The sequence below is a fragment of the Kitasatospora sp. NPDC059817 genome (genome assembly GCF_042731835.1).
GTDB lineage: Bacteria > Actinomycetota > Actinomycetes > Streptomycetales > Streptomycetaceae > Kitasatospora.
Map to the genome: position 1 here is coordinate 1 of NZ_JBHWIR010000038.1, position 21831 is coordinate 21831.

Consider the following 21831-nt stretch of genomic DNA (forward strand, 5'->3'; position numbering starts at 1 on the left):
AGCACCCCGTCCGGATGGTGAGCGTAGGCACAGGCTCCGCGTATGGGCGCCCCGCCGGTGGCGGCGGGTAGTCCCGCGTCCTTGGTGCCACCGGCGGTCGGATCGCCCGGCGCGGCCGCGCCCCGCCGGGTCGGGGCGTCGGGGCGGGCCTAGCCGGGCCGGGGTCCGGTCCCACACGCCGGACCCCGGGCTCGACGGGTGCGGGTCGGTCAGTCGATGGTGTAGCCGGAGCCGAAGGCGGTGACGCTGAGCGGGCCGTCCAGGTTGTAGTTGCCGGTGGCGGCGATCCGGCGCAGGCACTCGACCCGGTCGACGGACTTCCTCCATTCGTCGGCGGTTGAGGAGTTGGCCGGGTTGGTGAGGTCGTCGACGCGGACGTCGAAGAAGGCGTTCAGCCAAGCGCTCTCGCCGGCGCCGGACGGCGAGCCGACCTTGGCGTTGGTACGGCCGATGAGGGCGGGCAGGGCGTCGTACTCGCTGCCGTTGCCGTGCTGGATGGAGGCGTCGTACAGCTCGGCGCGGGCGAGGGCGGTGGTGAGGCCGAGCTGGTCGGCCTGGTTCATGGCGGGGGTGAAGTAGCGCTGGTCGACCTGGTCGTCCTGGACCTGCCGGAAGGTGGCGTCCTGGGCGGCCTGCTTCCAGGCGGCGACGTAGTCGCTCTCGGGCAGGCCGCTGGTGTCGCCGCTGCCGGCGGCGGCCAGGCGCTCCAGCTCGGGGATGAAGCGGGCGAGCGGGTTGTCGGGGGAGACGGCGGTGTAGGCGCGGACGACCTTGAGCGCGTCGCCGTCGTTGGTGGTGAAGCCGGCGCGGCCGGCGGTGACGCCGCGGCCGTCGTTGATGTTCTCGGCGTAGCCGTACTGGAGTTCGGTGGTGCTGTTCTCGAAGATGCTGATCAGCTGGTCGGCCCGGCGGTGCTGATCGGGGGTCAGGCCGCCTGCGGACGCCCGCTGCACGGCCGCGGCGGTCGCCCGGGCGGGGGCGGTGGACGCCGAGGCGGAGGTGGCGGCCCAGGCCGCACCGGCGACCAGGGCGGCTGCCGCGGTGGCGGCGGCGAGGCGTCGGGTTCGGGAAACTCGCATGGGTGTGCTCCGATCTCCGGGGGCGGTGCCGCCGGAGGCAGTGGGGGATGGCGCGCCGGTCGAACGGGGGCGCTGTGGGGGCAGGAGAGCGAGCTCGCGGCAGCAGAGTACGGTTTGCGGCCGACGGCGGTCTATAAGGTAAGGAAAGTTTCCTAATAAAATTGCTTGGGTCTCGGAGACGGTGCTCGGTCGTCGCCGAACGGGCCGCGCCGGTGATACCGTCCGAGCGTCTGGCGACCGTCCGCCCGGCCACCGCCGGGCCCGGCCCGCGAGCTCCCTGCACCACCGAATCGGGCGCCCCGCGTGCACGCACACGCCGCGTGCGCACCGCCCGCGCCGTACGCGCGCGTACCGCACACGCCTCCGCGCCCGGCCGCTCCCACCGAAACCCCGACCAGCACGGAGCACCGACCCATGAGCCTCCCGAGCACCACCCCACCCACCGTCACCCCGATACGGCCGCCGCGCCTGGTGGCCACCGACCTCGACGGGACGATCGTGCGCGGCGACCGCACCGTCTCGGCCCGCACCGTCGCCGCGCTCGCCCGGGTCGAACGGGCCGGCGGGCTCGTCGTCCTGGTCACCGGCCGCCCGCCGCGCCTGATGGGCGAGATCGCGGCCGCCTTCGGCCACCGGGGCGTGGCGATCTGCTCCAACGGCGCCTTCGGCTACGACATGCGCACCCGCGCGGTGATCGCCGAGAACCCGATCCCGGTCGACGTGCTCGGCGAGAGCGCCCGGCGGCTGCGCGAGGCCGTGCCGGGGATCGGGCTGGCCGTCGAGTACGCCCAGGAGCTGGCCGGGGACGCGCACTACGAGGCGGGCGCCTGGGACGCCGACACCACCGTGCAACGCCTCGACGACGCACGGTTGTTCGGCCGCCCGGCGCCCAAGCTGATCGGCCGTCACCCGGAGCTGTCCGCGGACGAGCTGCTGGCGCTGGCCCGCCCGGTGCTCGGCGAGCTGGTGACGGTCTACCACGCGAACGGCGAGCGGCTGGTCGAGGCCGTCGCGAAGGGCGTCAGCAAGGCCTCCGCGCTCGGCGACCTGGCGCGGCGGCGAGGGATCACCCGCGAGCAGGCGGTCGCGTTCGGCGACATGCCCAACGACCTGCCGATGATGGCCTGGGCGGGCACCTCGTACGGTGTCGCCAACGCCCACCCTGAGGTTCTGGCCACGGTGGACCACGTCATCGGCAGCAACGACGAGGACGGGGTGGCCACCGTCCTGGAGGGCCTGTTCCCCGAAGGGTGAGCCGCGCGCGGAACGGGCGTTCCCGGGAAGGGCGCGGCCGAAACGGCGGTTCCGGGCGGGGTGCACTCCCGGAACCGCCGCTTCCCGCCCGTGCCGTCAGGGCGCGCTGGTGTGGGTCAGGGTCTCCCAGCCGATGAAGTGGTCGGCCCCGAACGGGCTGTGCGCGGCCACGTACCGCCCGGTCTGCGGCATCGCCACGCCCTCGCGCAGGTGGTACTCGTTGTACGCGAGCTGGACGGCCGGGCCGAGACCGGTCTTCGGCGAGCCGTCGCAGAGCCAGTTCGGAACTTTCGCGCCGTTCTCGTACGCGGTGTGGAACTCCAGGGCCTTGACCAGCCGTTCGCGCCCCTCGCCCCACAGGTCGAGGCCCTGGAGCCGGGCGGTCTCGGCGGTCTGGGCGGCGGCCTCCAGACCCCAGCCGGTGTGCCCGAAGTCGCGGCAGGTCTCCTGCGACAGCCCGTCCACGAAGGTCGACTGGCCGGACCAGTACTTCACCAGCGCGGTCTTGCCCTCGATCCCGGCTTTGGGCGGCGGCACCGGCAGGGCGCCGTCGGAGGACAGGTAGACGTAGGCGGGCAGGCGCTTGCGCCACATTCCTGCCGCCTGGTCGAACAGGCCGCGGTCGTCGAGGAAGACCGCGATGCCCATCAGGGCGTCGGTCTCGATCAGCTCCCAGTTGCCGTTCTTGCGCGGGCTGCCGGGCGACAGCAGCGGCACGTAGACGGTGCGCAGCATGGTGGCGAAGCGGTCGATCGAGGCGGTCGGCCAGCCCGCTCCGGAGTGGCGGATCAACTCGGCGGCCCGGGACCAGTTGTTGCCCGACCAGCCGGTCTGCAGCGGGGCGTTGCTGTTGGTGTGCTCCTGGATCACGGCCGACCAGGCGTCCATGATCTCGATCGCCTTGTCGGCGTACCGCTGGTCGTGGGTGAGCACCCACTGCAGGGCGTGGGCGTAGGCGGCCATCGCGTCGTTGCGCTCGTCCGAACAGCCGTTGTCGGGGTGGGAGCGGGACCCGCACTCGACGTTCGCGCGCGGCCGGGGCCGCCAGTCCAGCGAGGCGTACGTGCTCGACCGGAGGTCGGCGAAGGCGGACGTCCAGGGTTCGGCCCCGGCCGCCAGCTTGCCCTTGAGGAAGGCGAGTTGCTGGTCGCCGACCAGCACGCCGGGGTGCCGGAAGGCGGCCCGGGCGCCGTGCGCGGCGGGTGCGGCGGCCCCGGCGGGTGCGGAGGTGAGCGGGAGCAGGGCGGCGAGTGCCGCCGCGGCGATCAGTGTCCTGGTGCGGCTACGGCCCATGGGGAGCTGGTCCTCTCGCGGGGGGAGGCGGTCGAGCGCTGATGCCATGTTAGGAAAGTTGCCTAACATGAGAAGTGAACCACCAACCCCCGCGCGCGCCAAGAGGACCGGCTCCGTTCACCGCCGCACCCGTAGGCGTGCGTTCCGCATTTATCGCCTGTTGATCGTCGGGGCGTAACGTCGGACTCATGAACGAGATAACGGCCGAGTGGCCGGGGGCGGCGCCCGAGGGGCGGATGACGGAGCAGGACACCGAGCGGTTCCGGGAGTTGCTGGCGCGCTTGGAGAACTCGCTGGCGGCGGACCGGACGGCGGACCGGGCGAGGCGCCGGGCGGCGGCCGGGTCCGATGCCTGACGGGCCGGAGCGGCGCCCGGTGGTGGTGCTGCCGCTCTGGCGGCGCGGCGAGTCGTACGGGCCGGCGGACCGGCCCGGGGTGCCGCGGGGGCGCTCCGGGCCGGTGGCGGTCGATCAGGTGACGGCGTCGCCGCTGCCGTCGCTGCCGCCTCTGCCGCCGGCGGCGCGGTGGAATCCGGACCGCTGACGGTACGGCACGTCAGCAGCTGCAGTCACAGCAGTCGCAGCCGTCACAACAGCTGCAACCGTCGTAGCCATCGCAACCGTTGCAGCAGTTGCAAGGATCACAGCAGTCGCCGCAGTCGCAGTCGTGCCGCTGGCACCAGCCCTCCCGGCGCTCCCGGCTGAACGGGTCGTTGTGGTCGCAGCAGAGCAACTGGCAGGTGCAGGCCATCAGCGCCCACACCGCGCAGCCGGCCAGCAGGTTGCGCGGTCGCGGCGGCTTGGCGCCGATCGGGGTGAAGCCGGGGCCCTGGGGCACCCACGGCGGGAGCGGGGTCTGGCCGGGATCCTGACCGGGGGTCTGCCCGGGCGGCGCCTGGCGCGGCGGCGCGTCGTGCGGGTGCTCCCCGGTGGTGTTGTGCGGGTGCCCGCCGGTCGTTGCGTGCGCGGATCCGTCGGGGGCGGACCCGTCGGCGACGGGTCCGGCGTTCCGGGTGCGGCAGGCGGCCGCGTGGGCGGCCGGGCCGAAGACCCGCTCGACGGCCCGCTCGGTCTCGTGCGCGAGCAGCAGGTGCACCAGGGCCCGGCCGGTCAGTTCGACCTCGCGCAGCGCGAGCCGGATGCCGTGGACGGCGTCGCGGCACAGGCGTTCGGCCTCGGCGCGGTCGGTGCCGGTGGCGGTCAGCGGGTTCCAGGCGCCGCCGGCGGCGTCGGCGGCCTGGTCCTCGGCGGCGTCGAGGAGGTGGGCGAGCCGGCCGAAGAGCCGGCCGGCCTCGGCGAGCGGGGCGGCGTTGCCGGGGCGCCCGGCGAGGACGGCGGTGTGCGCGAACGCGGCCGAGGTGGCGGTCTCGGTGGGCTCGGTGACCAGCAGGACGGAACCGCCGGGCGGCAGTGACCGCTCCAACTCGCCCTGCCGGGAGGCGGCTTCGAGCAGCACGCCGGTGTCGAAGCCGACCGCCGAGGCGCTGCCGGCACTCTTCCGGTCCCACCGCCGGGTGACCGCGCGGGCCCCGACGGCGACCGGGCGGCGGCCGAACACGCCGTCACGGTCCTCGACGTGGTCGCGGATCTTGACCGAGGCGAGGGCGAGCGAGACGGCGGCGGCGAGCCGGGCGCCCTCGCCCCGGGCGACGGAGGCGGTGCGCATGCCGCGCAGCGGGCAGGGCCCGGCGGTGCGCCGCCAGGAGGCGTCCTCGCGGGCGGCCTGGGCCTCGACCAGGACCGAGATGATCAGGCCGTCGTAGTTGGTGGCGGTGCGGGCGAGTTGGCCGTGGTCGTCGCGCAGCGCGAGGCAGAGCCCGCACAGGTGCGCCAGCCACGATGCCTGAAGCCGTTCGGACAGCCGGTGCTTGCACGGTCTGATGATGCCGAACATGATTCCCCCTCGCCGGTGGGCCGCTGACCAGCCCTGATCCGCCGAACATCATATGATCACTGCCCCTCCCGGGCCGAGGGGTCGGAGGAGCCGAGGAGCCGAAGCCGAGGAGCCGAAGCCGAGGAGCCGAAGCCGAGGAGCCGAGGAGTCGAAGGGGCGGAGGAGCCGGAGGAACGGGAGAGGGCGCGAGGAGCACAGGGGCGCGCAGTCGAACGCAGCGCGCAGTCCCGGCCGAATCCACGCCGCCCGCCCTTCCCCACGCCCCGCCCGCAGCGTCCCGCGCCCCTGGGAGTGATCTCATATCCGGGATAGCATCGCGAATATGGGAATCGAGACGGCCGCCGACGAGCGGCTCGCCAACCGGCTCGCCGAATTGAGACTGGAACGGGGCTGGACGCTGGAGGAACTGGCCCGGCTGGCGGACGTCAGCCGCTCCACGCTGTCGCGCGTCGAACGGGCCGAAGTCAGCCCGACCGCCGCGCTGCTCGGGCGGCTCTGCGCCGTCTACGGGCGGACCATGTCCCGGCTGCTCGCCGAGGTCGAGTCGGCGCCGGCCCGGCTGGTGCGGGCCGCGGACCAGCGGATCTGGCGGGACGAGACCACCGGCTTCGTCCGCCGCTCCGTCTCCCCGCCGCACGGCTCGCTGCGCGCCGAGATCGTCGAGGGCCGGCTGCCCGCCGGCGCCGACATCGCCTACGACCGCCCCTGCGTGGCGGACCTGGAGCACCACCTCTGGGTGTTCGAGGGGGTGTTGGAGCTCACCGTCGACGGCGAGCGACACCTGCTCGGCCCCGGCGACTGCCTGCGCTACGTCTCCGGAACCAGCCGCTTCCGCGCCCCCGGCCCGGACGACGCCCGGTACGCCCTGGTGGTGGTGGAACCGTGAGGCGCCCGAAGACCCGGATAGCCGCCGCGCCCCGCGAGCGCTTCGACGCCGCCGGGCGCCGCGTCCTGCTGGTCTGCGTCGCCGGCGGCTTCACCACGCTGCTCGACCAGTCCGTCCTCAACACCTCCATCCCGGCCCTGCGCGAGAGCCTGCACGCCCAGCCCGCCCACCTCCAGTGGATCGTCGCCGGCTACTCGCTCGCCTTCGGCCTGGCGCTGATCCCCGGCGGGCGGCTGGGCGACGTCAGGGGCCGCAAGTGGCTCTTCGTCACCGGCCTCGCCCTGTTCACCCTGGTCAGCCTGGTCTCGGCGACCGCCACCGCACCCGAGGTGCTGATCGCGGCCCGGCTGCTCCAGGGCGTGGGCGCCGGGCTCGTCAACTCGCAGATGATCGGCACCCTCCAGGACGTGTTCGACGGCCAGCTGCGGGCCCGCGCCCTCGGCATGTACGCCGTCACGGGCGGCCTGGCCTTCGCGCTCGGCCCGCCGATCGGCGGCGCGGTCCTGGCGGCGGCCGGCCCCGAGCACGGCTGGCGGCTGACCTTCCTGCTCAACGTGCCGTTCGGACTGGCCACCGTCGCGCTGGCGGTGCGTCACCTGCCCAGGCCGCGCCCGAGTGCCCGGCACGCCGACCTCGACCTGGTCGGCCTGCTGCTGGTCGCCGCGCTCACCCTCGCCCTGATGCTGCCGTTCGTCCAACCGCCCGGCTGGACCGGCTGGTTGGCCTTCGTCGCCGTCGCCGTCCTGCTGCTCGGCGCGCTCGCCTGGTGGCAGCGCCGCTACGCCCGCTCCGGCGGCCACCCGCTGATCCACCCGGCACTCACCCGCTCCGCGCCGTACGCGCTCGGCACCGTGACCGCGATGGCCCAGTTCGGCTCCTCGCTCGCCGCCGGACTGGTGCTCACCATGTTCCTCCAGGACGGCCTCGGGCTCTCCCCGATGGGCGCGGCACTCGTTGCGCTGCCCTCGGCGGTGGCCATGGGCGTCGCCTCCGCGCTGGCCTGGCGGGTGGTGCAGCGCTTCGGGCGGCGCACCGTCACCGCGGGCATGACCGGCTCCGCCCTGGTCATGCTGGCGAGCGGACTGGTCGCGCACTGGGCGCCCGCCGCCGTCCTGCCCTGGCTGCTGGCGCTGCTGCAACTGTTCGGCGGCGCCTCGATCGGCGTGATGGGCGCCACCAACCAGGCGTACGTGCTGCGCCACGCGCCCGCCGAGGCGGCCGGGGTGAGCGGGGCCATCCTGCAGATGGCGCAGCGGATCGCGGCGGCGGTCGCGGTCTCGGCGTTGTCCGGCGTCTACCTGCGGCAGACCGCCGGGGGCGGCGACCACCGCTCCGCCTACCTGGCCACCAGCGTGGTGTGCGCGGCGGTCGCCGCCCTCGCGGTCCTGGCCTCGGTGTTCGCCGGCCGGCGGGCGGCCCGGGAGGCGGCCGGCGAGCCCGTCGCGGTGAGCCGTGGGCGAACAGCGGTCCGCTGAGTTCTGTCCGGCGCAGGCCCGCAGTTACGGTGGCGGGCATGACCGAGAACCGGATCGTGGATCTGCCCGAGGTGGCGCTCGCCTACCGTGAGAGCGGCCCGCCGGACGGCCCGGCGCTGGTGCTGCTGCACGCCCTCGGGGAGCGCGCCACGGACTGGGACGTCGTCCTGCCCGGCCTCGCCCCCGGGCACCGCGTGTACGCGCTCGACCTGCGTGGCCACGGCGACAGCGGCCGCACCGCCCGGTACGGCCTGGAGGAGATGCGCGACGACGTGCTCGCCTTCCTCGACGCGCTCGGCCTGGTGCGGGTCGACCTGGTCGGCCACTCGATGGGTGGCGTGGTCGGCTACCTGGTCGCCCAGGCCCGGCCGGAGCGGATCGGCCGTCTGGTCCTGGAGGACATCCCGGCACCGCACCCGCGCCCGGCCGGTGTGGTGCCGGACGCGCCGGACGAGCCGGTGCACTTCGACTGGGCCGTGGTGAAGGCCGTCAAGACGCAGGTCGACACCCCCGACCCGGCCTGGCTGGCGGGGATGGCCGGGATCACCGCCCGCACCCTGGTGGTCGCGGGCGGCTCGGCGAGCCACGTCCCGCAGGAGCGGCTCGCCGAGCTCGCCCGGCTGATCCCGGACTGCCGGATGGTCACCATCGAGGCCGGGCACCTCGTGCACAGTGCCCGGCCCGCCGAGTTCGTCGCCGCGGTGGCGCCGTTCCTGTCCGCCTGACGCGGACGTCCTGACGCGGACGTCCTGACGCGGACGTCCTGACGCGGACGCCTCGGGGCGGACGCGCCGGTCAGACGCCGAACTCGGCCGGCAGGCGGCCGGCGCGCACCGCCGCGACCAGGTCGGCGTGGTCGGCCTCGGTCCGGTCCGCGTACGCGACGGCGAAGGCCGCGACCGCCTCGTCCAGCGCCTCGCTCCTGCCGCAGTAGCCGGCCAGCAGGCCGGGGTCGGCGGTGTGCGCGTGCGCCCGGGCCAGCAGGGCGCCGGTGATCCGGGCGTAGTCGTCCAGTTGGCCCGGCAGCAGCGCGGCCGGGTCGACGCTGCCCTTTCGGTTGCGGAACTGCCGGACCTGGTAGGGGAGTCCGTCCACCGTCGTCCAGCCCAGCAGGGTGTCGCTGACCACCTGCATGTGCTTCTGCCCGAGCACCACCCGGCGGCCCTCGTGGCCGTCCTGACCGGCCACCGGGTGGCCCGCGCGCTCCAGGTATGGCAGCAGCACGGACGGGCGGGCCTCCTTCACCTGGAGCACCAGCGGCTGGTCCCGGTGGTCGGTGAGCAGCACCACGTACGAGCGGGTGCCGACGCTGCCGGTGCCCACCACCCGGAACGCCACGTCCTGCACCCGGTAGCGGGACAGCAGGGTGCGCACCTCGGCGGGCACCGTCGCCACGTACGGGCCGAGCGACTGCGCGACGGCCCGCGCGGTCGCGTCGGTCACCTCGGTGAGCACCGGCGGAGCGGCCGTGAACCGCCGACCGCCGTCCGCCGTACGGGTGGTGCTGCGGGCGGCGAATCTGGCGCTGGTGTTGCCCAGCGCCTTCGCGCCGACCTTGCGCAGCACCTCGGCCAGGTCGTGCGCCTCGGTGAAGGAGACCAACTGCTCGTCCGCGACGGCGTTCCAGGCGTCCAGCGCGGGCAGCTTGGCGAGCGTGCGCATCGTGCGGCGGTAGGAGCCGGCCGCGTGCTGGGCGGCCTCCCGGGCGGTGGTCTCGTCGGCCCCGGTCTCGCGGCCGGCCAGCACCAGGCTCGCGGCCAGCCGCTTGAGGTCCCACTCCCACGGGCCGGGCACGGTCTCGTCGAAGTCGTTGATGTCCATGACCAGTTGCCCGCGGGCGTCCCCGTACAGCCCGAAGTTGGCGGCGTGCGCGTCCCCGCACAGCTGGGCGCCGACCCCGGTGGCCGGGGTGCCCGCCAGGTCGGCGGCCATCAGTCCGGCCGAACCGCGCAGGAACGCGAACGGCGTGGCGGCCATCCGCCCCACCCGGATCGGCACCAACGCGGCGATCCGGCCCGCGTTGGACGCCTCGATCGCCTCGACGGCCGTCGGCCGCCCGGGCACCGGCGAGAACTCCGCGTGCCGCTCCCGGGGGATGCGCCCGCGCAGCGCCTTCCCCCGCTCCCGCGAACGCCCGCCCTGCCCTGACGCGAACCCGGCCACCGCGAACGCCCGCCGCCCCTGCGGCGCAGCTCCGTCCACGTCGGCCGCGGCCCCGTCCGCCACCTCGGTCACCTCGGTCACCTCGGTCACCTGCGTCACCGTTCCCCACCCGTCCCTTCCGGCTCCCACCCGCCCGCGACCTGCGCGAACGGTTCTGCAGGGGGAGTGACGTCCGACGCCTGACGACGGTTCCTGAGCCCGGCGGACGCGAGGCGGCAGCCGCCCGTATCCTCGGGGCACGGCCCGCCGTCGAAGGCCGGGCGCGGAGTTGGTCGGGACCGGGGGGACAGCGGTGAGCGACGGGGGGAGAGCCCGGCGGGGCAGGCCCACGGTGAACGACGTGGCGGCGCTGGCGGGCGTGTCGATGGCGACGGTGTCGCGCGTGCTGGCGGGTGACTACCCGGTGGCCGGGGCCACCCGGGAGCGGGTGCTGCGCGCGGTGCGGGACCTCGACTACGTCGTGAACGCGCAGGCGCGGGCGCTGGCCGGCCGGCGGTCCCGGACGGTGGCGATCCTGCTGGGCAACCTCGCGGCGCCCTTCCACAACCGGGTCGCGCACGGCGTGGAGCGGCAGGCGGTGGACGAGGGCTGCCTCTGCCTGGTGGCGGCGACCGACGACGACCCCGACCGCGAACTGACGCTGGTCGAGGAGATGCGGGCGCGCGACGTGGAGGCCGTCGTGCTGGTGGGCGGGGTGGAGGACAGCCCGGGGTACCGCTCCCGGATCGCCCGGCTGGCGGGCATCCTGGACGCGGCCGGCTCCCGGCTGGTGCTCTGCGGCCGGCCCGCCCCGGGGGAGGAACTGCCGCTGACGGCCGTGCACTACGACAACGCGGGCGGCGCGCGGGCGGCCGTCGACCACCTGCTGGCGCTGGGCCACCGGCGGATCCTCTTCCTCGGCGGACCGGCCGCGACCACCACCACCCGGGAGCGCCTCGCCGGGTACCAGGCCGCGCTGGCGGCCCAAGACCTGCGCCACCCGGCCGAATTGACGGTGGAGGGGTGCCACACCCGGGACGGCGCGCGGGCCTGGCTGCGCCGCCGCCTGGCCCAGGGCCCGCCGGACTTCTCGGCGGTCTTCGCGCACGACGACGACGTGGCGGCCGTCGTGCTGACGGTCCTGCGGGAGCACGGGATCTCCGTGCCCGAACAGGTCTCGGTGATCGGCTTCAACGACCTGCCCGGGGCCGAGGACCTCAGGCCCGGCCTGACCACCGTGCGCATCCCGCACCTCGACCTCGGCCGCACGGCGCTGCGCCTCGCGCTGCACCGCCCCGGCCCCGAGCCGCAGCGGGCCGTCCTCGCCACCGAGCTGGTGCCCCGCGGGTCGACGGGGCCGGTCGGGTAGCCGGCCCTCCGGTAGCAGGCTCTCCGGTCGCGGGCCCTCCGGCCACGAGCCCGTGCCGGAAGCGTTGTCCTCGCGATAGAAAGCGCTTACTCTCCCGTCAGACAAGGGAGTTCGCGAGGAAGGACGGCCCGATGGACAGCTCGTGGACGAAGACCGGTGACCCGGCGTCGATACCGCTCCTGAGCAGGCGCGGACTGCTCAGGACCAGCGCCGCCGCCACCGCCGCGGCGGCCGCGTGGTGGCTCGGCGGGCCCACCGAGGCCCGGGCCGCCGACAACTACGACGCGATGCGCGCGGCCTGGTCCGAGCAGCTGACCGGCACCGGGTACGACCCGGCCGCGCCGCCGTTCGCCCGCACGCTCACCGCGCTGGGCGACCAGGCACGGCGCCACCAGGCCGCGTTGAGCCCGCAGGCCGGGTCGCTCTGGCCCGATCTGCCGGTCGGCTCGGCCTCCGCCGCCGTCACGTCGACGGTCGGGCGGCTGCGGCTCATGGCCCTGGCCCTCACCCGGCCGGCCACCGGCTCGACGGGCGACCCAGGCCTCGGCGCCGCCGTCGCGACCGGCCTGGACTGGGTGCTCCAGCGCGCCTACACCGCCACCACCACGTCGTACGGGAACTGGTGGGACTGGCAGATCGGCGCCCCCCAGGCCCTGCTGGACGTGTGCGTGCTGCTCGGCGACCTCCTGACGGCCGAACGGGCGGCCGCGTGCGGTGCGGCCGTGGACCACTTCGTCCCGTCCTCGGTGGTCGACAAGTACACCGGCACCAGCACCGGGGCCAACCGGGTGGACCTGTGCCGGGTGCTAGCGCTGCGCGGTGTCATCGGCCGCTCGGCGGCCCCGGTCGCCGCCGCGCAGCGGGGGCTGTCACCGGTGTTCCGCTACGTGACCACCGGCGACGGGATCTACGCCGACGGCAGCTTCGTCCAGCACACCTGGGTGCCGTACACCGGCAGCTACGGCGAGGTGCTGCTCGGCAGCCTGAGCCGGCTGCTGCGCCTGCTCGCCGGCACGCCCTGGGCCGTCACCGACCCCGCGCTGCGGAACGTGTTCACCGCCGTGGACCGGGGGTTCCTGCCGTTCCTGTTCAACGGCCTGGTGATGGACGGGGTTTCGGGCCGTGCCGTCAGCCGCGGCGTGCAGGCCGGCGACGCGCGGCGGGCCCGCCTGGACGACCACGTGCGCGGCCACGCCCTGCTCGGGGACGTCCTGCGGCTGGCCGACTCCGGGTCGGTGCCAGCGGCCCAGGCGGCGGCCTGGCGCGCCGCCGTGAAGGGCTCCCTCCAACGCGACCAGGTGCTCCCCTACCTGTCCAACGTCCTCGCCGACATCCCCGAACTCGCCCGCGCACAGGCCCTCCTGGCGGACTCCGGCACCCGGGCGGCGGACGAGGGCACGGGCAGTCGGGTGTTCACCATGGACCGGGCCGTCCACCGCCGGCCCGGCTGGAGCGCGCAGCTCAGCCTGTCCTCGTCCCGGACCGCCTTCTACGAGTGCGGGAACGGCGAGAACCTGCGGGCCTGGCACAGCGGCAGCGGCATGCTCTACTGGTACGGCGGCGAGCAGGGCGACGAACAGTACAGCGACTCCTTCTGGCCCACCGCCGACCCCTACCGGCTGCCCGGCACCACCGTGTCGACGCGCCCGCTGGCCGACGGCGCCGGTGGCGACTGGGGCCAGGCCCGCCCGGCGACCGCCTGGGCGGGCGGGGCGAGCGACGGCGACCGGTCGGTGGTCGGCCAGGACGTCCGGGGCCTCGGCTCCACCCTGGTCGGGCGCAAGTCCTGGTTCTGCCTGGACGATTCGATCGTCTGCCTCGGCGCGGGCATCGGCTGCACCGACGGCGTCGCCGTCCGCACGACCGTCGACCACCGCAACCTCGGGGCCCGCGAGGACCGGGAGTTCGTGCTGGACGGCGTCCGCCAGCCCGCCGACCCCGGCTGGAGTCGGCGGGCCGACGGCGTCCGCTGGGCGGCGCTCGCCGGGTCGGGCGCCTGGGTGTTCCCCGACGGCGCCACCCTCGACCTCGCCCGCGAACGGCGGACCGGGGCGTGGGCCGACATCAACCGGGGCGGGGCGCCCGACCCGATCACCCGGACCTACCTGTCGATCGGCCTCGACCACGGCACCGACCCCGTCGACGGGACGTACCACTACGTGCTGATGCCCGGGGCCGGCCCGGACCAGGCGGCGGCCCGCGCGGCGGCCCCGACGGCCACCGTGCTCGCCAACACGGCCGACGCCCAGGCGATCAGCGCGCCCGGACTCGGACTCACCCTCGCCAACTTCTTCGCCCCCGGCACCGTCGGCCCGCTGACCGTCTCCGCCCCCTGCTCCGTCCTGCTCCGCGAGAACGGCGGCGACCTCTCCGTCGCCGTCGCCGACCCCACCCGGAAGGCGTCCACCGTCCAGCTGACGCTGACGCTGGCGCTGGACGGCTACCGGCTCGCGAGCGGCGGCACCGGCATCACGGTGCTCTCGGACTCCGGGCCGCTGGTGCTGCGCTGCGCGGTGGCGGGCACCGGGGGAGCGAGCCTGTCGGCGGTCTTCCGGCGGAGCGCCGCCTTCCAGCGGGGCGCCGCCTGACGGGGCCGGCCGCCGAGGTCAGCGCACCGGGACGGGCCTCACTGGCCGACCCGCCCGTCGAGGCACTCGCGCAACAGGTCGGCGTGCCCGCAGTGACGGGCGTACTCGTCGATCCTGTGCACCAGCAGCTCTCGCACCGCGATGCCGCTCTTCCCCAGCCGCGTGCCCAGGTCCGGGTGCGCGGCCAGGGCGGCGTCGGTGGCGGCCTGTTCGCGGGCCAGGTCGGCGAACGCCGCGTCGACCTCGGCCTGCTCGGCGACGGCTCCGTCGAAGTCCGCGTCCCGCTTGCCGTAGAGCTTCGGCAGCGGATCGCCGTCGCTGATCCAGCCGCGCCAGTCCCGTTCCACTGCGGCGAGGTGCCGGACGAGGCCGAGCAGCGACATCGTCGACGGCGGGACGGACCGGCGGGCCAGCTGCTCCGGGTCCAGGCCTTCGCACTTCATCAGCAGGGTGTGGCGGTAGTTCGTCAGGAAGTCGTTCAGGGTGGGGAGTTCGCCGTCCGGGCAGACTCCCTCGCTGTTGCGGGGGTCGTCGTTCGGGTCGGCCCACATGTCGGGGTAGACGGTTGCCTGGGTCCATCGTTCGGGTTGGTCGCTCATGAGGGCCATGCTCGTTCGTGCGGGCCCGAGCCGCCAGTGGGTTTTGCCGCGACGGTGGCGGATCCTCAGGGCGTGGGCGTCGGCGTCGGCGTAGGCGTGGGAGCGGCGGCCGGAGGCGGGGGGCTGGGGAGGGCGCTCGCGCGGGCCGCGGGGTCGGTGACGACGCCGGTGCAGTTGTCGCCGTCCTTCTGGTGGCCGCACACCTGCAAGGTGGTGTCGCCGGGGCTCGCGTCGACCATCACGGAGTAGTTGTCGTAGCCCCAGTGGATCAGGGCGGTCTCCTGCCAGCCGTGGTTGGTGGTGATGGTGGCGCTGTCCCCGGGGGAGCCGTCGGTGATCCCCGACCAGGCGGCCCGGCAGCGCGGGCTGTAGTGGACGTAGAGGACCACCTTGCCCACGTTGCCGGTCAGCAGGGTGCGCTGGTCGACGTCGCACCGCATGTCCTGGGGGTCCTTGCCCGCGCAGCCGACGCCCTCGCAGAGCGGCGCCGGCCCGGCGGTCGCCGCTGCCGTCGCCGCCGCCGTCTTCGGCGGGAGCGTCGCCGCCGATGCCGTGCCGTTGCCGCCGTGCGGGCCGCGCAGGTACAGGGCCGCGAACAGGATGAGCACGGCGGCCACGGCGGCTCCCACGCCTGCCGCCGGCCGCCGCCACGGGGCGGGCCGCGGCGAGGCGGGGGCGGCGTCGGGCGCTTCGGCCGGCGCTGCGGGCGCGGGCGCCGGGGAGAGCGCCTCGTCCGTGTCGTGCGTGGCCTCGGAGGAGAGCACCTCGTCCGCGTCGCGCGCGGCCTCGGAGGAGAGCACCTCGTCCGCGTCGCGCGCGGCCTCGGCCTTCCGCAGCAGGGAGGTGAGCAGATCGGCGTCGCACTCGACCGTGGCGATCAGGCCGGCTAGGGCCTGCGGGGTGATCAGGCGCTTCCCGTTCAACCAGCGTTCCCAGGAGGCCTTGCTGAGGTAGGTCCTCTTCCCGAGTTCGGCCAGGGAGATCCGGTGCGCGTCCTTGACCGCGCGCAGTTCCTCGGCCAGACGTCGAGCGGGTTCTGAAAGATCGTCAGGGAGCGGCTTCCAGGACTGACTCATCGCGGGTACCTCGGGCGGGTCGGCGGAGGATGCAAACTGATCCACTTTCGGATGATCAGTTTAATCGGTCGGCTTCCCTCGGCCACCGCCCGCAGCCCGGGGTGCCTTCGCGCACCCGGCACCGATCGCCTACCATCGCGGTCGGCCGCGTCGAGCGACGGGCGGGGCGACGGGCAAGGGCGATCCGAGAGGCGCGGAGCATGGGCGACGAGCGCGGCTACCTGCTGGACAACCGGCAGCGGGAGGCGGGTCGACGGTTCGAGGGCATCGCCGAGCTGTTCGACCCGTGGACGCTGGAGCACCTGGACCGGCTGGGCCCGGCCGACGGGCACCGCTGCTGGGAGGTGGGTGCGGGCGGCCCGGGCATCCCGCTGGCACTGGCCGAGCGGGTCGGGCCGACCGGCCGGGTCCTGGCCAGCGACCTCGACACCAGCTGGCTGACCGGACTGCCCGCCGACCACGTCGAGGTCCTGCGGCACGACGTCACCCGCGACCCGCTGCCCGACGGGCTGTTCGACCTGGTGCACGTCCGTCTGGTGCTGGTGCACCTGCCCGACCGGGCCGAGGTGCTGCGGCGGCTGGCGTCGGTGGTACGGCCCGGAGGCTGGCTGGTGGTCGAGGACGCGGACCCGGCCCTGCAACCGCTCGCCTGCCCGGACGAGCACGGACCGGACCAGGAGCTGGCGAACCGGGTGCGCCGGGCGTTCCGGGCCCGGCTCGCCGAGCGCGGCGCCGACCTCGCCTTCGGCCGCACCCTGCCCCGGCTGCTCCGCGAGGCGGGCCTGACGGACGTCGCCGCCGAGGCGTACTTCCCCGTCACCTCCCCGGCCTGCCGGGAGCTGGAGGCGGCGACGGTCCGTCAGCTCCGCGACCAGCTGGTGGGCCCCGACCTCCCCGCCGCCGACCTGGACCGGCACCTGGCCAACCTCCGCGACACCGAGCTGGACGTGACCACCGCCCCGCTGATCACCTGCTGGGGCCGGCGCCGGTAGGTGGCCACAGCAGGACGCTCAGTCCCCGGCTGGCTGGCTGGCCGGCCGGCCGGGTCGAGGCGACGGCGTAGCCGGTGAGCAGGGCGGTCACGATGCCGGTGAGGCGGAGTTTCAGAACTCGGAGCTGGGGGCGTCCGTGACGGGGCCGAGGTCGGGTCGGTCGCGCAGGTCGAGGGCTTCGCCGTGGCGGGTGAGTTCGAGGAGGACGAGGGTGTTGGTGCCCGGGCGCCAGAGCGGGGCGGGGGCGTAGAGGGTGCGCTGCGGGCCCTCGTCGGTGTAGCGGCCGAGGAGGAAGCCGTTGAGCCAGAGCAGGCCGCGGCCCCAGCCGGGCAGGGCGAGGAAGGCGTCGGCGGGGGAGTCGAGGTCGGTCTCGAAGCGGTGGAAGGCCGGGTCGCCGTCGGTGGCGGCGGTGGCCGGGTCGAAGGCCAGGCCGCTCAGGTCGGTGAGGGGGAGCGGGCGGATCTCCCAGTCGTGGAGGCGCTGGCGTTCGTGCGAGACGCCCCGCCGGATGCCCTTGCGGTCGTCGAGCTGGGGGCCGTAGTTGGTGCGGCCGAGCGCCTCGACCAGGATGTCCAGGGTGGTGCCGGCCGGCGTGGTGGCCAGCGGGAGGGTGGCGCCGGGGTCGTTGCGGTCGAGGGTGCCGAGGGGGCGGCCGTCGGCGAAGACCTGGGCGCGGTCGCCGAGGCCGTCGATGCGCAGCGGCAGGGCGGGGCGGGGGCCGGGGACGCGGGTGCGGTAGTGGATGAGGCCGAGGGACTGGCCGAGGTTCTCCATGGGTTCCGGGACGGGCCGGTGGTGCGGGGTGGCCAGGGCGTCCAGGGAGTCGAACAGGCGGGCCCGGCCGGTCCTGCGGTCGATGCGACGCGGGGCCAGGCGGGGCGGCTCGGCGGGGAGTTCGCCCTCGGGCAGGGGGAGGTACCGGCCGATGACGTCGCGCAGGGCGTGGAACTTGGCGGTGAGTTCGCCGGCCTCGCCGATGGGGGCGTCGTAGTCGTAGCTGGTGGTGGTGGGCTCGTAGCCCGGGGTGTCGGGGCTGGTGCCGGTGTGGTTGGCGCCGGACCAGAGGCCGAAGTTGGTGCCGCCGTGGGCCATGTAGAGGTTGACGGAGGCGCCGGTGGCGAGGAGTGCGTCCAGGGAGCGGGCGGACTCCTTCGGGTCGCGGACGTGGTGGGGCCCGCCGACGCGGTCGAACCAGCCGATCCAGAACTCCATGGCGGCCAGCGGCCCCTTGGGCTGCTGGCGGCGCAGCACCTCGAAGCGCTCGGGGGCGCGGGAGCCGAAGGTCGCGGTGGCGAGCAGGCCGGGGATCGCGCCGCCCTGCTGCATGAAGTCCTCGGCGCCGTCGGCGGTGAACAGCAGGCAGTCCACGCCGCGCGCGAGGAGGCCGTCGCGCAGGTGGGCGAGGTAGCCGGCGTCGGTGCCGTAGCTGCCGTACTCGTTCTCGACCTGGACGGCCACGACGGGGCCGCCGCGGCTCGCCAGCAGCGGCAGCAGCTCGGGCACGAGGGCGTCGAACCAGCCGTCCACGGCGGCCAGGAAGGCGGGGTCGGCGCAGCGCAGGCGCAGGCCGTCGACGGCGAGGAGGCGGGCGGGCAGGCCGCCGAACTCCCATTCGGCGCAGATGTAGGGGCCGGGCCGCAGGATGACGTCCAGTCCGTGCTGCTGGGCCAGCCGGACGAACCGGGCCACGTCCCGCCAGCCGGTGAAGTCGATCTCACCGGTGGGCAGTTCGTGGAAGTTCCAGGGGATGTAGGTGTCCACGGTGTTGACGCCGAGGGCGCGCAGGCGGCGCAGCCGGTCGTCCCAGAGCTCGGGGTGGACGCGGAAGTAGTGCAGGGCGCCGGCGACGATCCGGTGCGGGGCCCCGTTGCGGCGGAATCCGGAGTCGTCGTAGTCGAGTTCGATCGTTTCGATCATCGCGTGACCAGCTTTCGAGGGTGTGGCACGGGCTGCCAGGGTAGGCCAACGGCTACCGGTGTGGCGCGGTGGCCACGTGGGTGCGGTGGCGGTCGGCCACGGTGGCGAGGGTCTGTGCGCCGGGGGTGGCCCAGATCCGTTCGTTGAAGATCTCGACCTCGATCCAGCCGGTGTAGCCCGCCGCCGTGACCTGGTCGGTGAGGGAGCGGAAGTCGATGTGGCCGTCGCCGACGTGGCCGCGCCCGAGCAGGATGTCGGCGGGCAGCGGCAGCGTCCAGTCGCACACCTGGTAGGTGGCGATGCGGCCGTCCCGGCCCGCCCGGGCGAGTTGCTCGGGCAGCGCCGGATCCCACCAGACGTGGTAGCTGTCGACGACCACGCCGACCTGGGCGGCCGGGTGCGGCGCGGCGAGGTCGAGCGCCTGGCCGAGGGTGGAGACCACGGCGCGGTCGGCGCAGAACATCGGATGCAGCGGTTCGATGGCCAACCGCACGCCGAACTGCCCGGCGTACGGGGCGAGTTCGGCGAGCAGGTCGGCGACCCGGGCGCGCGCGCCGGGCAGGTCGCGGCTTTCCTCGGGCAGGCCTCCGACGACCAGCACCAGGGTGTCGGTGCCGAGTTCGGCGGCCTCCTCGACGGCCCGCCGGTTGTCGTCGAGCGCGGCGCGGCGGCCTTCGGGCCCGGCGGCGGTGAGGAAGCCGCCCCGGCAGAGGCTGCTGACGGTCAGGCCGCTGTCGCGGACCAGCCGGGCGGCGCGGGCCGTTCCGGTCTCGGCGACCTTGTCCCGCCACAGGCCGATCGCCGGGATGCCCGCCTGCGCGCAGCCCCGGACGGCCTCGGGCAGGGACCAGTGCTTGGTGGTGATCTGGTTGAGCGAGAGCCGTTCCAGACCGGGGGCGGCGGTACCCCGTTCGGCGGGGTGGGGTGCGGTCATGCCGACCACCCGGCCAGGGCGAGGTAGCGGCGCATCCGGTCGGCCGCGAGCTCGGGGTCGGGGAGCACCCCGGCGGCGTCGGCGAGCCGGAGCAGTTCGACGAGGTGCGGTACGGACCGGCCGCTCTGGGCGCCGGCCACCATGGTGAAGTGCTCCTGGTGGCCGGCCAGGTAGGCGAGGAAGACCACGCCGGTCTTGTACTGGAAGGTCGGCGCCGCGAAGAGGTGCCGGGCCAGCGGCAGCGTCGGGCCGAGCAGCGCGTCGTAGCGGGCGGTGTCGCCGGCGTCCAGGGCGTGCAGGGCTGCCGCGGCGTGGCCGGCGATCGGGTCGAAGACGCCGAGCAGGGCGTCGCTGTGGCCGAGTTCGTCGCCCTTGATCAGTTCGGGGTAGTGGAAGTCGTCGCCGGTGTAGAGCCGCACCCCGGCGGGCAGGGCGCGGCGCAGCGCGACCTCCCGGTCGGCGTCCAGCAGCGACACCTTGATGCCGTCGATCCGACCGGGGTGTTCGCGGATGAGGGTGAGGACGGTGTCGGTGGCCGCGTCGAGGTCGGCGGAGCCCCAGTAGCCGTCCAGTGCCGGGTCGAAGGCGGCGCCGAGCCAGTGCAGGATCACCGGCCGGGCGGACTGCCGGATCAGCCCGTCGTAGACGCGGAGGAAGTCCTCCGGGCCGCGGGCGCGGGAGTTGAGGGCCCGGCTGGCCATCAGGACGGGCTGCGCGCCGGCCGCCTCGACCACGGCGAGCTGCGCCTCGTAGGCGTCTGCGACCTCGCTCAGGGCGGCGGCCGTGATGTCGCTCAAGGAGCCTGCCGGGTCGGTGAGTTGGTCGGTGCCGACGCCGCAGGCGAGCCGGCCGCCGACGGCGCGGGCCGCCGCGCCGGAGCGGGTGATGAGTTCGCGGGTGGCGGCCCAGTCCAGGCCCATGCCGCGCTGGGCGGTGTCCATGGCGTCGGCGACGCCGAGGCCGAGCGACCAGAGGTGGTGGCGGAAGGCGAGGGTGGCGTCCCAGTCCAGGGCGGCCGGGGCGCCGGCGGCGTTGGCGCCGAGCGGGTCGGCGACGACGTGGGCGGCCGCGAAGGCCGTGCGGGAGGCGGGCGGGTGTGCGGGCAGGTCGAGCGGTGCGGGCTCGCGCAGCCGCAGCCGGCCGTGTCCGGGCAGGTCGAGTTCGGCCATCAGAGCACCAGCTCGGGGACGTCGAGCCGGCGGCCCTCGCGCGCCGAGCGCAGGCCGAGTTCGGCGAGCTGGACGCCCTTGGCGCCTTCCAGGAGGTCCCACGGGTAGGCGGAGCCGGTCGCCACGTGGCGCAGGAACAGCTCCCACTGCACCTTGAAGCCGTTGTCGTACTCCTCGTTGGCGGGCACCGGCTGCCACTGGGCGCGGAAGGGGTCGGTGGCCGGGAGGTCCGGGTTCCAGACCGGCCGGGGGGTGGTGGCGCGGTGCTGGATGCGGCACTCGCGCAGCCCGGCGACGGCGCTGCCCTCGGTGCCGTCGACCTGGAACTCGACCAGTTCGTCCCGGTCGACCCGCACCGCCCAGGAGGAGTTGATCTGCGCGACGACGCCGTCGGCCAGCTCGAAGACGCCGTACGCGGCGTCGTCGGCGGTGGCGGGGTAGGCCCGGCCCTGCTCGTCGACGCGACGGGGGATGTGGGTGGAGGCGTGCGCGTACACCGTGCGGACGGGCCCGAAGAGGTTGTCCAGCACGTAGCGCCAGTGCGGGAACATGTCGAGGATCACGCCGCCGCCGTCCTCGGCGCGGTAGTTCCAGGACGGGCGCTGGGCGCTCTGCCAGTCGCCCTCGAAGACCCAGTAGCCGAACTCGCCGCGCACGGACAGGATCCGGCCGAAGAACCCGCCGTCGATCAGCCGCTTGAGCTTGCGCAGCCCGGGCAGGAACAGCTTGTCCTGGACGACGCCGTTGCGGACGCCGGCCGCCCGGGCGAGGCGGGCCAGCTCCAGGGCGGCGTCGAGGGATTCGGCGGTCGGCTTCTCGGTGTAGACGTGCTTGCCGGCAGCGATCGCGGCGCGCAGGGCGGCCTCCCGGGCGGGGGTCACCTGGGCGTCGAAGTACACCTCGGTGAGCGGGTGGGCGAGCGCCTCGTCGAGCGAGGTGGTCCAGTGCTCCAGGCCGTGGCGCTCGGCCAGGGCGCGCAGCTTGGCCTCGTTGCGGCCGAGCAGGATGGGTTCGGGCCAGAGCACCCGGCCGTCGTCGAGGTCGAGGCCGCCCTGCTCGCGGATGGCGAGGATCGAGCGGACGAGGTGTTGGCGGTGGCCCATGCGGCCGGTGACGCCGTTCAGGACGACGCCGATCACCTTGCGGTCCACGGGTGTTCTCCTTG

18 protein-coding genes are annotated in these 21831 nt (G+C 74.9%); 8 read left to right on the forward strand and 10 right to left on the reverse strand.

Features of this window, described 5'->3' with window-relative positions:
- Window positions 1–209: 209 nt before the first annotated feature.
- Window positions 210–1079: a chitosanase gene (locus ACFV61_RS11175; RefSeq protein ID WP_063350568.1), complete on the reverse strand. Its 870-nt coding sequence runs from the start codon at window positions 1077–1079 to the stop codon at window positions 210–212.
- A gap of 414 nt (window positions 1080–1493) precedes the next feature.
- On the opposite strand from ACFV61_RS11175, the gene ACFV61_RS11180 reads away from it, so the two are divergent.
- Complete coding sequence (locus ACFV61_RS11180; RefSeq protein WP_363373571.1) at window positions 1494–2333, forward strand: HAD family hydrolase; 840 nt, start codon at window positions 1494–1496, stop codon at window positions 2331–2333.
- Window positions 2334–2429: 96 nt separating this feature from the next.
- On the opposite strand, the gene ACFV61_RS11185 is transcribed toward ACFV61_RS11180, so the two are convergent.
- The gene (locus ACFV61_RS11185; RefSeq protein ID WP_380428885.1) at window positions 2430–3626 is read right to left on the reverse strand and encodes an alginate lyase family protein; all 1197 of its coding nucleotides are present in this window, start codon (window positions 3624–3626) and stop codon (window positions 2430–2432) included.
- Window positions 3627–3814: 188 nt separating this feature from the next.
- Between ACFV61_RS11185 and ACFV61_RS11190 the strand changes: the two genes are divergently transcribed.
- The gene (locus tag ACFV61_RS11190; protein WP_159398569.1) at window positions 3815–3982 is read left to right on the forward strand and encodes a hypothetical protein; all 168 of its coding nucleotides are present in this window, start codon (window positions 3815–3817) and stop codon (window positions 3980–3982) included.
- A gap of 199 nt (window positions 3983–4181) precedes the next feature.
- Here the strand turns inward: ACFV61_RS11190 and ACFV61_RS11195 are convergent, their stop codons facing one another.
- Window positions 4182–5519, reverse strand: coding sequence for a DUF5685 family protein (locus tag ACFV61_RS11195; RefSeq protein WP_380491255.1), 1338 nt, complete (start codon window positions 5517–5519; stop codon window positions 4182–4184).
- Window positions 5520–5841: 322 nt separating this feature from the next.
- Between ACFV61_RS11195 and ACFV61_RS11200 the strand changes: the two genes are divergently transcribed.
- The 3 genes from ACFV61_RS11200 to ACFV61_RS11210 are packed head-to-tail and all read left to right on the forward strand — an operon-like array spanning window position 5842 to window position 8605.
- Complete coding sequence (locus ACFV61_RS11200) at window positions 5842–6405, forward strand: helix-turn-helix domain-containing protein (RefSeq protein WP_063350572.1); 564 nt, start codon at window positions 5842–5844, stop codon at window positions 6403–6405.
- Window positions 6402–7880 carry an MFS transporter gene (locus ACFV61_RS11205; protein ID WP_380339409.1) on the forward strand — a complete coding sequence of 493 codons (1479 nt, stop codon included), beginning with the start codon at window positions 6402–6404 and terminating at the stop codon, window positions 7878–7880. Before ACFV61_RS11200 ends, ACFV61_RS11205 begins: the two co-directional genes overlap by 4 nt.
- A gap of 38 nt (window positions 7881–7918) precedes the next feature.
- The gene (locus tag ACFV61_RS11210; RefSeq protein ID WP_380491257.1) at window positions 7919–8605 is read left to right on the forward strand and encodes an alpha/beta fold hydrolase; all 687 of its coding nucleotides are present in this window, start codon (window positions 7919–7921) and stop codon (window positions 8603–8605) included.
- A gap of 70 nt (window positions 8606–8675) precedes the next feature.
- Here ACFV61_RS11210 and ACFV61_RS11215 read toward each other — a convergent pair whose 3' ends face one another.
- Entirely contained in the window at window positions 8676–10124 is a 1449-nt protein-coding gene (locus tag ACFV61_RS11215; RefSeq protein ID WP_380491299.1) for a DUF2252 domain-containing protein, read from the reverse strand.
- 250 nt (window positions 10125–10374) lie between these two features.
- Between ACFV61_RS11215 and ACFV61_RS11220 the strand changes: the two genes are divergently transcribed.
- Both ACFV61_RS11220 and ACFV61_RS11225 read left to right on the forward strand, forming a co-directional pair.
- Window positions 10375–11391: a LacI family DNA-binding transcriptional regulator gene (locus ACFV61_RS11220; RefSeq protein WP_380491258.1), complete on the forward strand. Its 1017-nt coding sequence runs from the start codon at window positions 10375–10377 to the stop codon at window positions 11389–11391.
- Window positions 11392–11522: 131 nt separating this feature from the next.
- Window positions 11523–13979: a polysaccharide lyase 8 family protein gene (locus tag ACFV61_RS11225; RefSeq protein ID WP_380491260.1), complete on the forward strand. Its 2457-nt coding sequence runs from the start codon at window positions 11523–11525 to the stop codon at window positions 13977–13979.
- Window positions 13980–14017: 38 nt separating this feature from the next.
- Here ACFV61_RS11225 and ACFV61_RS11230 read toward each other — a convergent pair whose 3' ends face one another.
- Window positions 14018–14578: a DinB family protein gene (locus ACFV61_RS11230; protein ID WP_380491261.1), complete on the reverse strand. Its 561-nt coding sequence runs from the start codon at window positions 14576–14578 to the stop codon at window positions 14018–14020.
- A gap of 65 nt (window positions 14579–14643) precedes the next feature.
- Entirely contained in the window at window positions 14644–15654 is a 1011-nt protein-coding gene (locus ACFV61_RS11235; RefSeq protein ID WP_380491262.1) for a DUF2690 domain-containing protein, read from the reverse strand.
- A gap of 200 nt (window positions 15655–15854) precedes the next feature.
- On the opposite strand from ACFV61_RS11235, the gene ACFV61_RS11240 reads away from it, so the two are divergent.
- Entirely contained in the window at window positions 15855–16646 is a 792-nt protein-coding gene (locus ACFV61_RS11240; RefSeq protein WP_380491264.1) for a methyltransferase domain-containing protein, read from the forward strand.
- 111 nt (window positions 16647–16757) lie between these two features.
- On the opposite strand, the gene ACFV61_RS11245 is transcribed toward ACFV61_RS11240, so the two are convergent.
- The 4 genes from ACFV61_RS11245 to ACFV61_RS11260 are packed head-to-tail and all read right to left on the reverse strand — an operon-like array spanning window position 16758 to window position 21769.
- Window positions 16758–18563, reverse strand: coding sequence for a beta-galactosidase (locus ACFV61_RS11245; RefSeq protein ID WP_380491266.1), 1806 nt, complete (start codon window positions 18561–18563; stop codon window positions 16758–16760).
- A gap of 52 nt (window positions 18564–18615) precedes the next feature.
- Window positions 18616–19497: a sugar phosphate isomerase/epimerase family protein gene (locus ACFV61_RS11250; protein ID WP_380491267.1), complete on the reverse strand. Its 882-nt coding sequence runs from the start codon at window positions 19495–19497 to the stop codon at window positions 18616–18618.
- Window positions 19494–20666, reverse strand: coding sequence for a dihydrodipicolinate synthase family protein (locus ACFV61_RS11255; protein WP_063350580.1), 1173 nt, complete (start codon window positions 20664–20666; stop codon window positions 19494–19496). Before ACFV61_RS11255 ends, ACFV61_RS11250 begins: the two co-directional genes overlap by 4 nt.
- Window positions 20666–21769, reverse strand: coding sequence for a Gfo/Idh/MocA family protein (locus ACFV61_RS11260; protein ID WP_380339536.1), 1104 nt, complete (start codon window positions 21767–21769; stop codon window positions 20666–20668). The genes ACFV61_RS11255 and ACFV61_RS11260 overlap by 1 nt, the downstream gene beginning before the upstream one ends.
- Window positions 21770–21831 lie beyond the last annotated feature (62 nt).

Bases quoted from the DNA above. Each gene is read 5' to 3' on its own strand.
- ACFV61_RS11175 (WP_063350568.1), bottom strand. From the start codon at position 1,079: ATGCGAGTTTCCCGAACCCGACGCCTCGCCGCCGCCACCGCGGCAGCC.
- ACFV61_RS11180 (WP_363373571.1), top strand. From the start codon at position 1,494: ATGAGCCTCCCGAGCACCACCCCACCCACCGTCACCCCGATACGGCCG.
- ACFV61_RS11185 (WP_380428885.1), bottom strand. From the start codon at position 3,626: ATGGGCCGTAGCCGCACCAGGACACTGATCGCCGCGGCGGCACTCGCC.
- ACFV61_RS11190 (WP_159398569.1), top strand. From the start codon at position 3,815: ATGAACGAGATAACGGCCGAGTGGCCGGGGGCGGCGCCCGAGGGGCGG.
- ACFV61_RS11195 (WP_380491255.1), bottom strand. From the start codon at position 5,519: ATGTTCGGCATCATCAGACCGTGCAAGCACCGGCTGTCCGAACGGCTT.
- ACFV61_RS11200 (WP_063350572.1), top strand. From the start codon at position 5,842: ATGGGAATCGAGACGGCCGCCGACGAGCGGCTCGCCAACCGGCTCGCC.
- ACFV61_RS11210 (WP_380491257.1), top strand. From the start codon at position 7,919: ATGACCGAGAACCGGATCGTGGATCTGCCCGAGGTGGCGCTCGCCTAC.
- ACFV61_RS11225 (WP_380491260.1), top strand. From the start codon at position 11,523: ATGGACAGCTCGTGGACGAAGACCGGTGACCCGGCGTCGATACCGCTC.
- ACFV61_RS11230 (WP_380491261.1), bottom strand. From the start codon at position 14,578: ATGAGCGACCAACCCGAACGATGGACCCAGGCAACCGTCTACCCCGAC.
- ACFV61_RS11235 (WP_380491262.1), bottom strand. From the start codon at position 15,654: ATGAGTCAGTCCTGGAAGCCGCTCCCTGACGATCTTTCAGAACCCGCT.
- ACFV61_RS11240 (WP_380491264.1), top strand. From the start codon at position 15,855: ATGGGCGACGAGCGCGGCTACCTGCTGGACAACCGGCAGCGGGAGGCG.
- ACFV61_RS11245 (WP_380491266.1), bottom strand. From the start codon at position 18,563: ATGATCGAAACGATCGAACTCGACTACGACGACTCCGGATTCCGCCGC.
- ACFV61_RS11250 (WP_380491267.1), bottom strand. From the start codon at position 19,497: ATGACCGCACCCCACCCCGCCGAACGGGGTACCGCCGCCCCCGGTCTG.
- ACFV61_RS11255 (WP_063350580.1), bottom strand. From the start codon at position 20,666: ATGGCCGAACTCGACCTGCCCGGACACGGCCGGCTGCGGCTGCGCGAG.
- ACFV61_RS11260 (WP_380339536.1), bottom strand. From the start codon at position 21,769: ATGGGCCACCGCCAACACCTCGTCCGCTCGATCCTCGCCATCCGCGAG.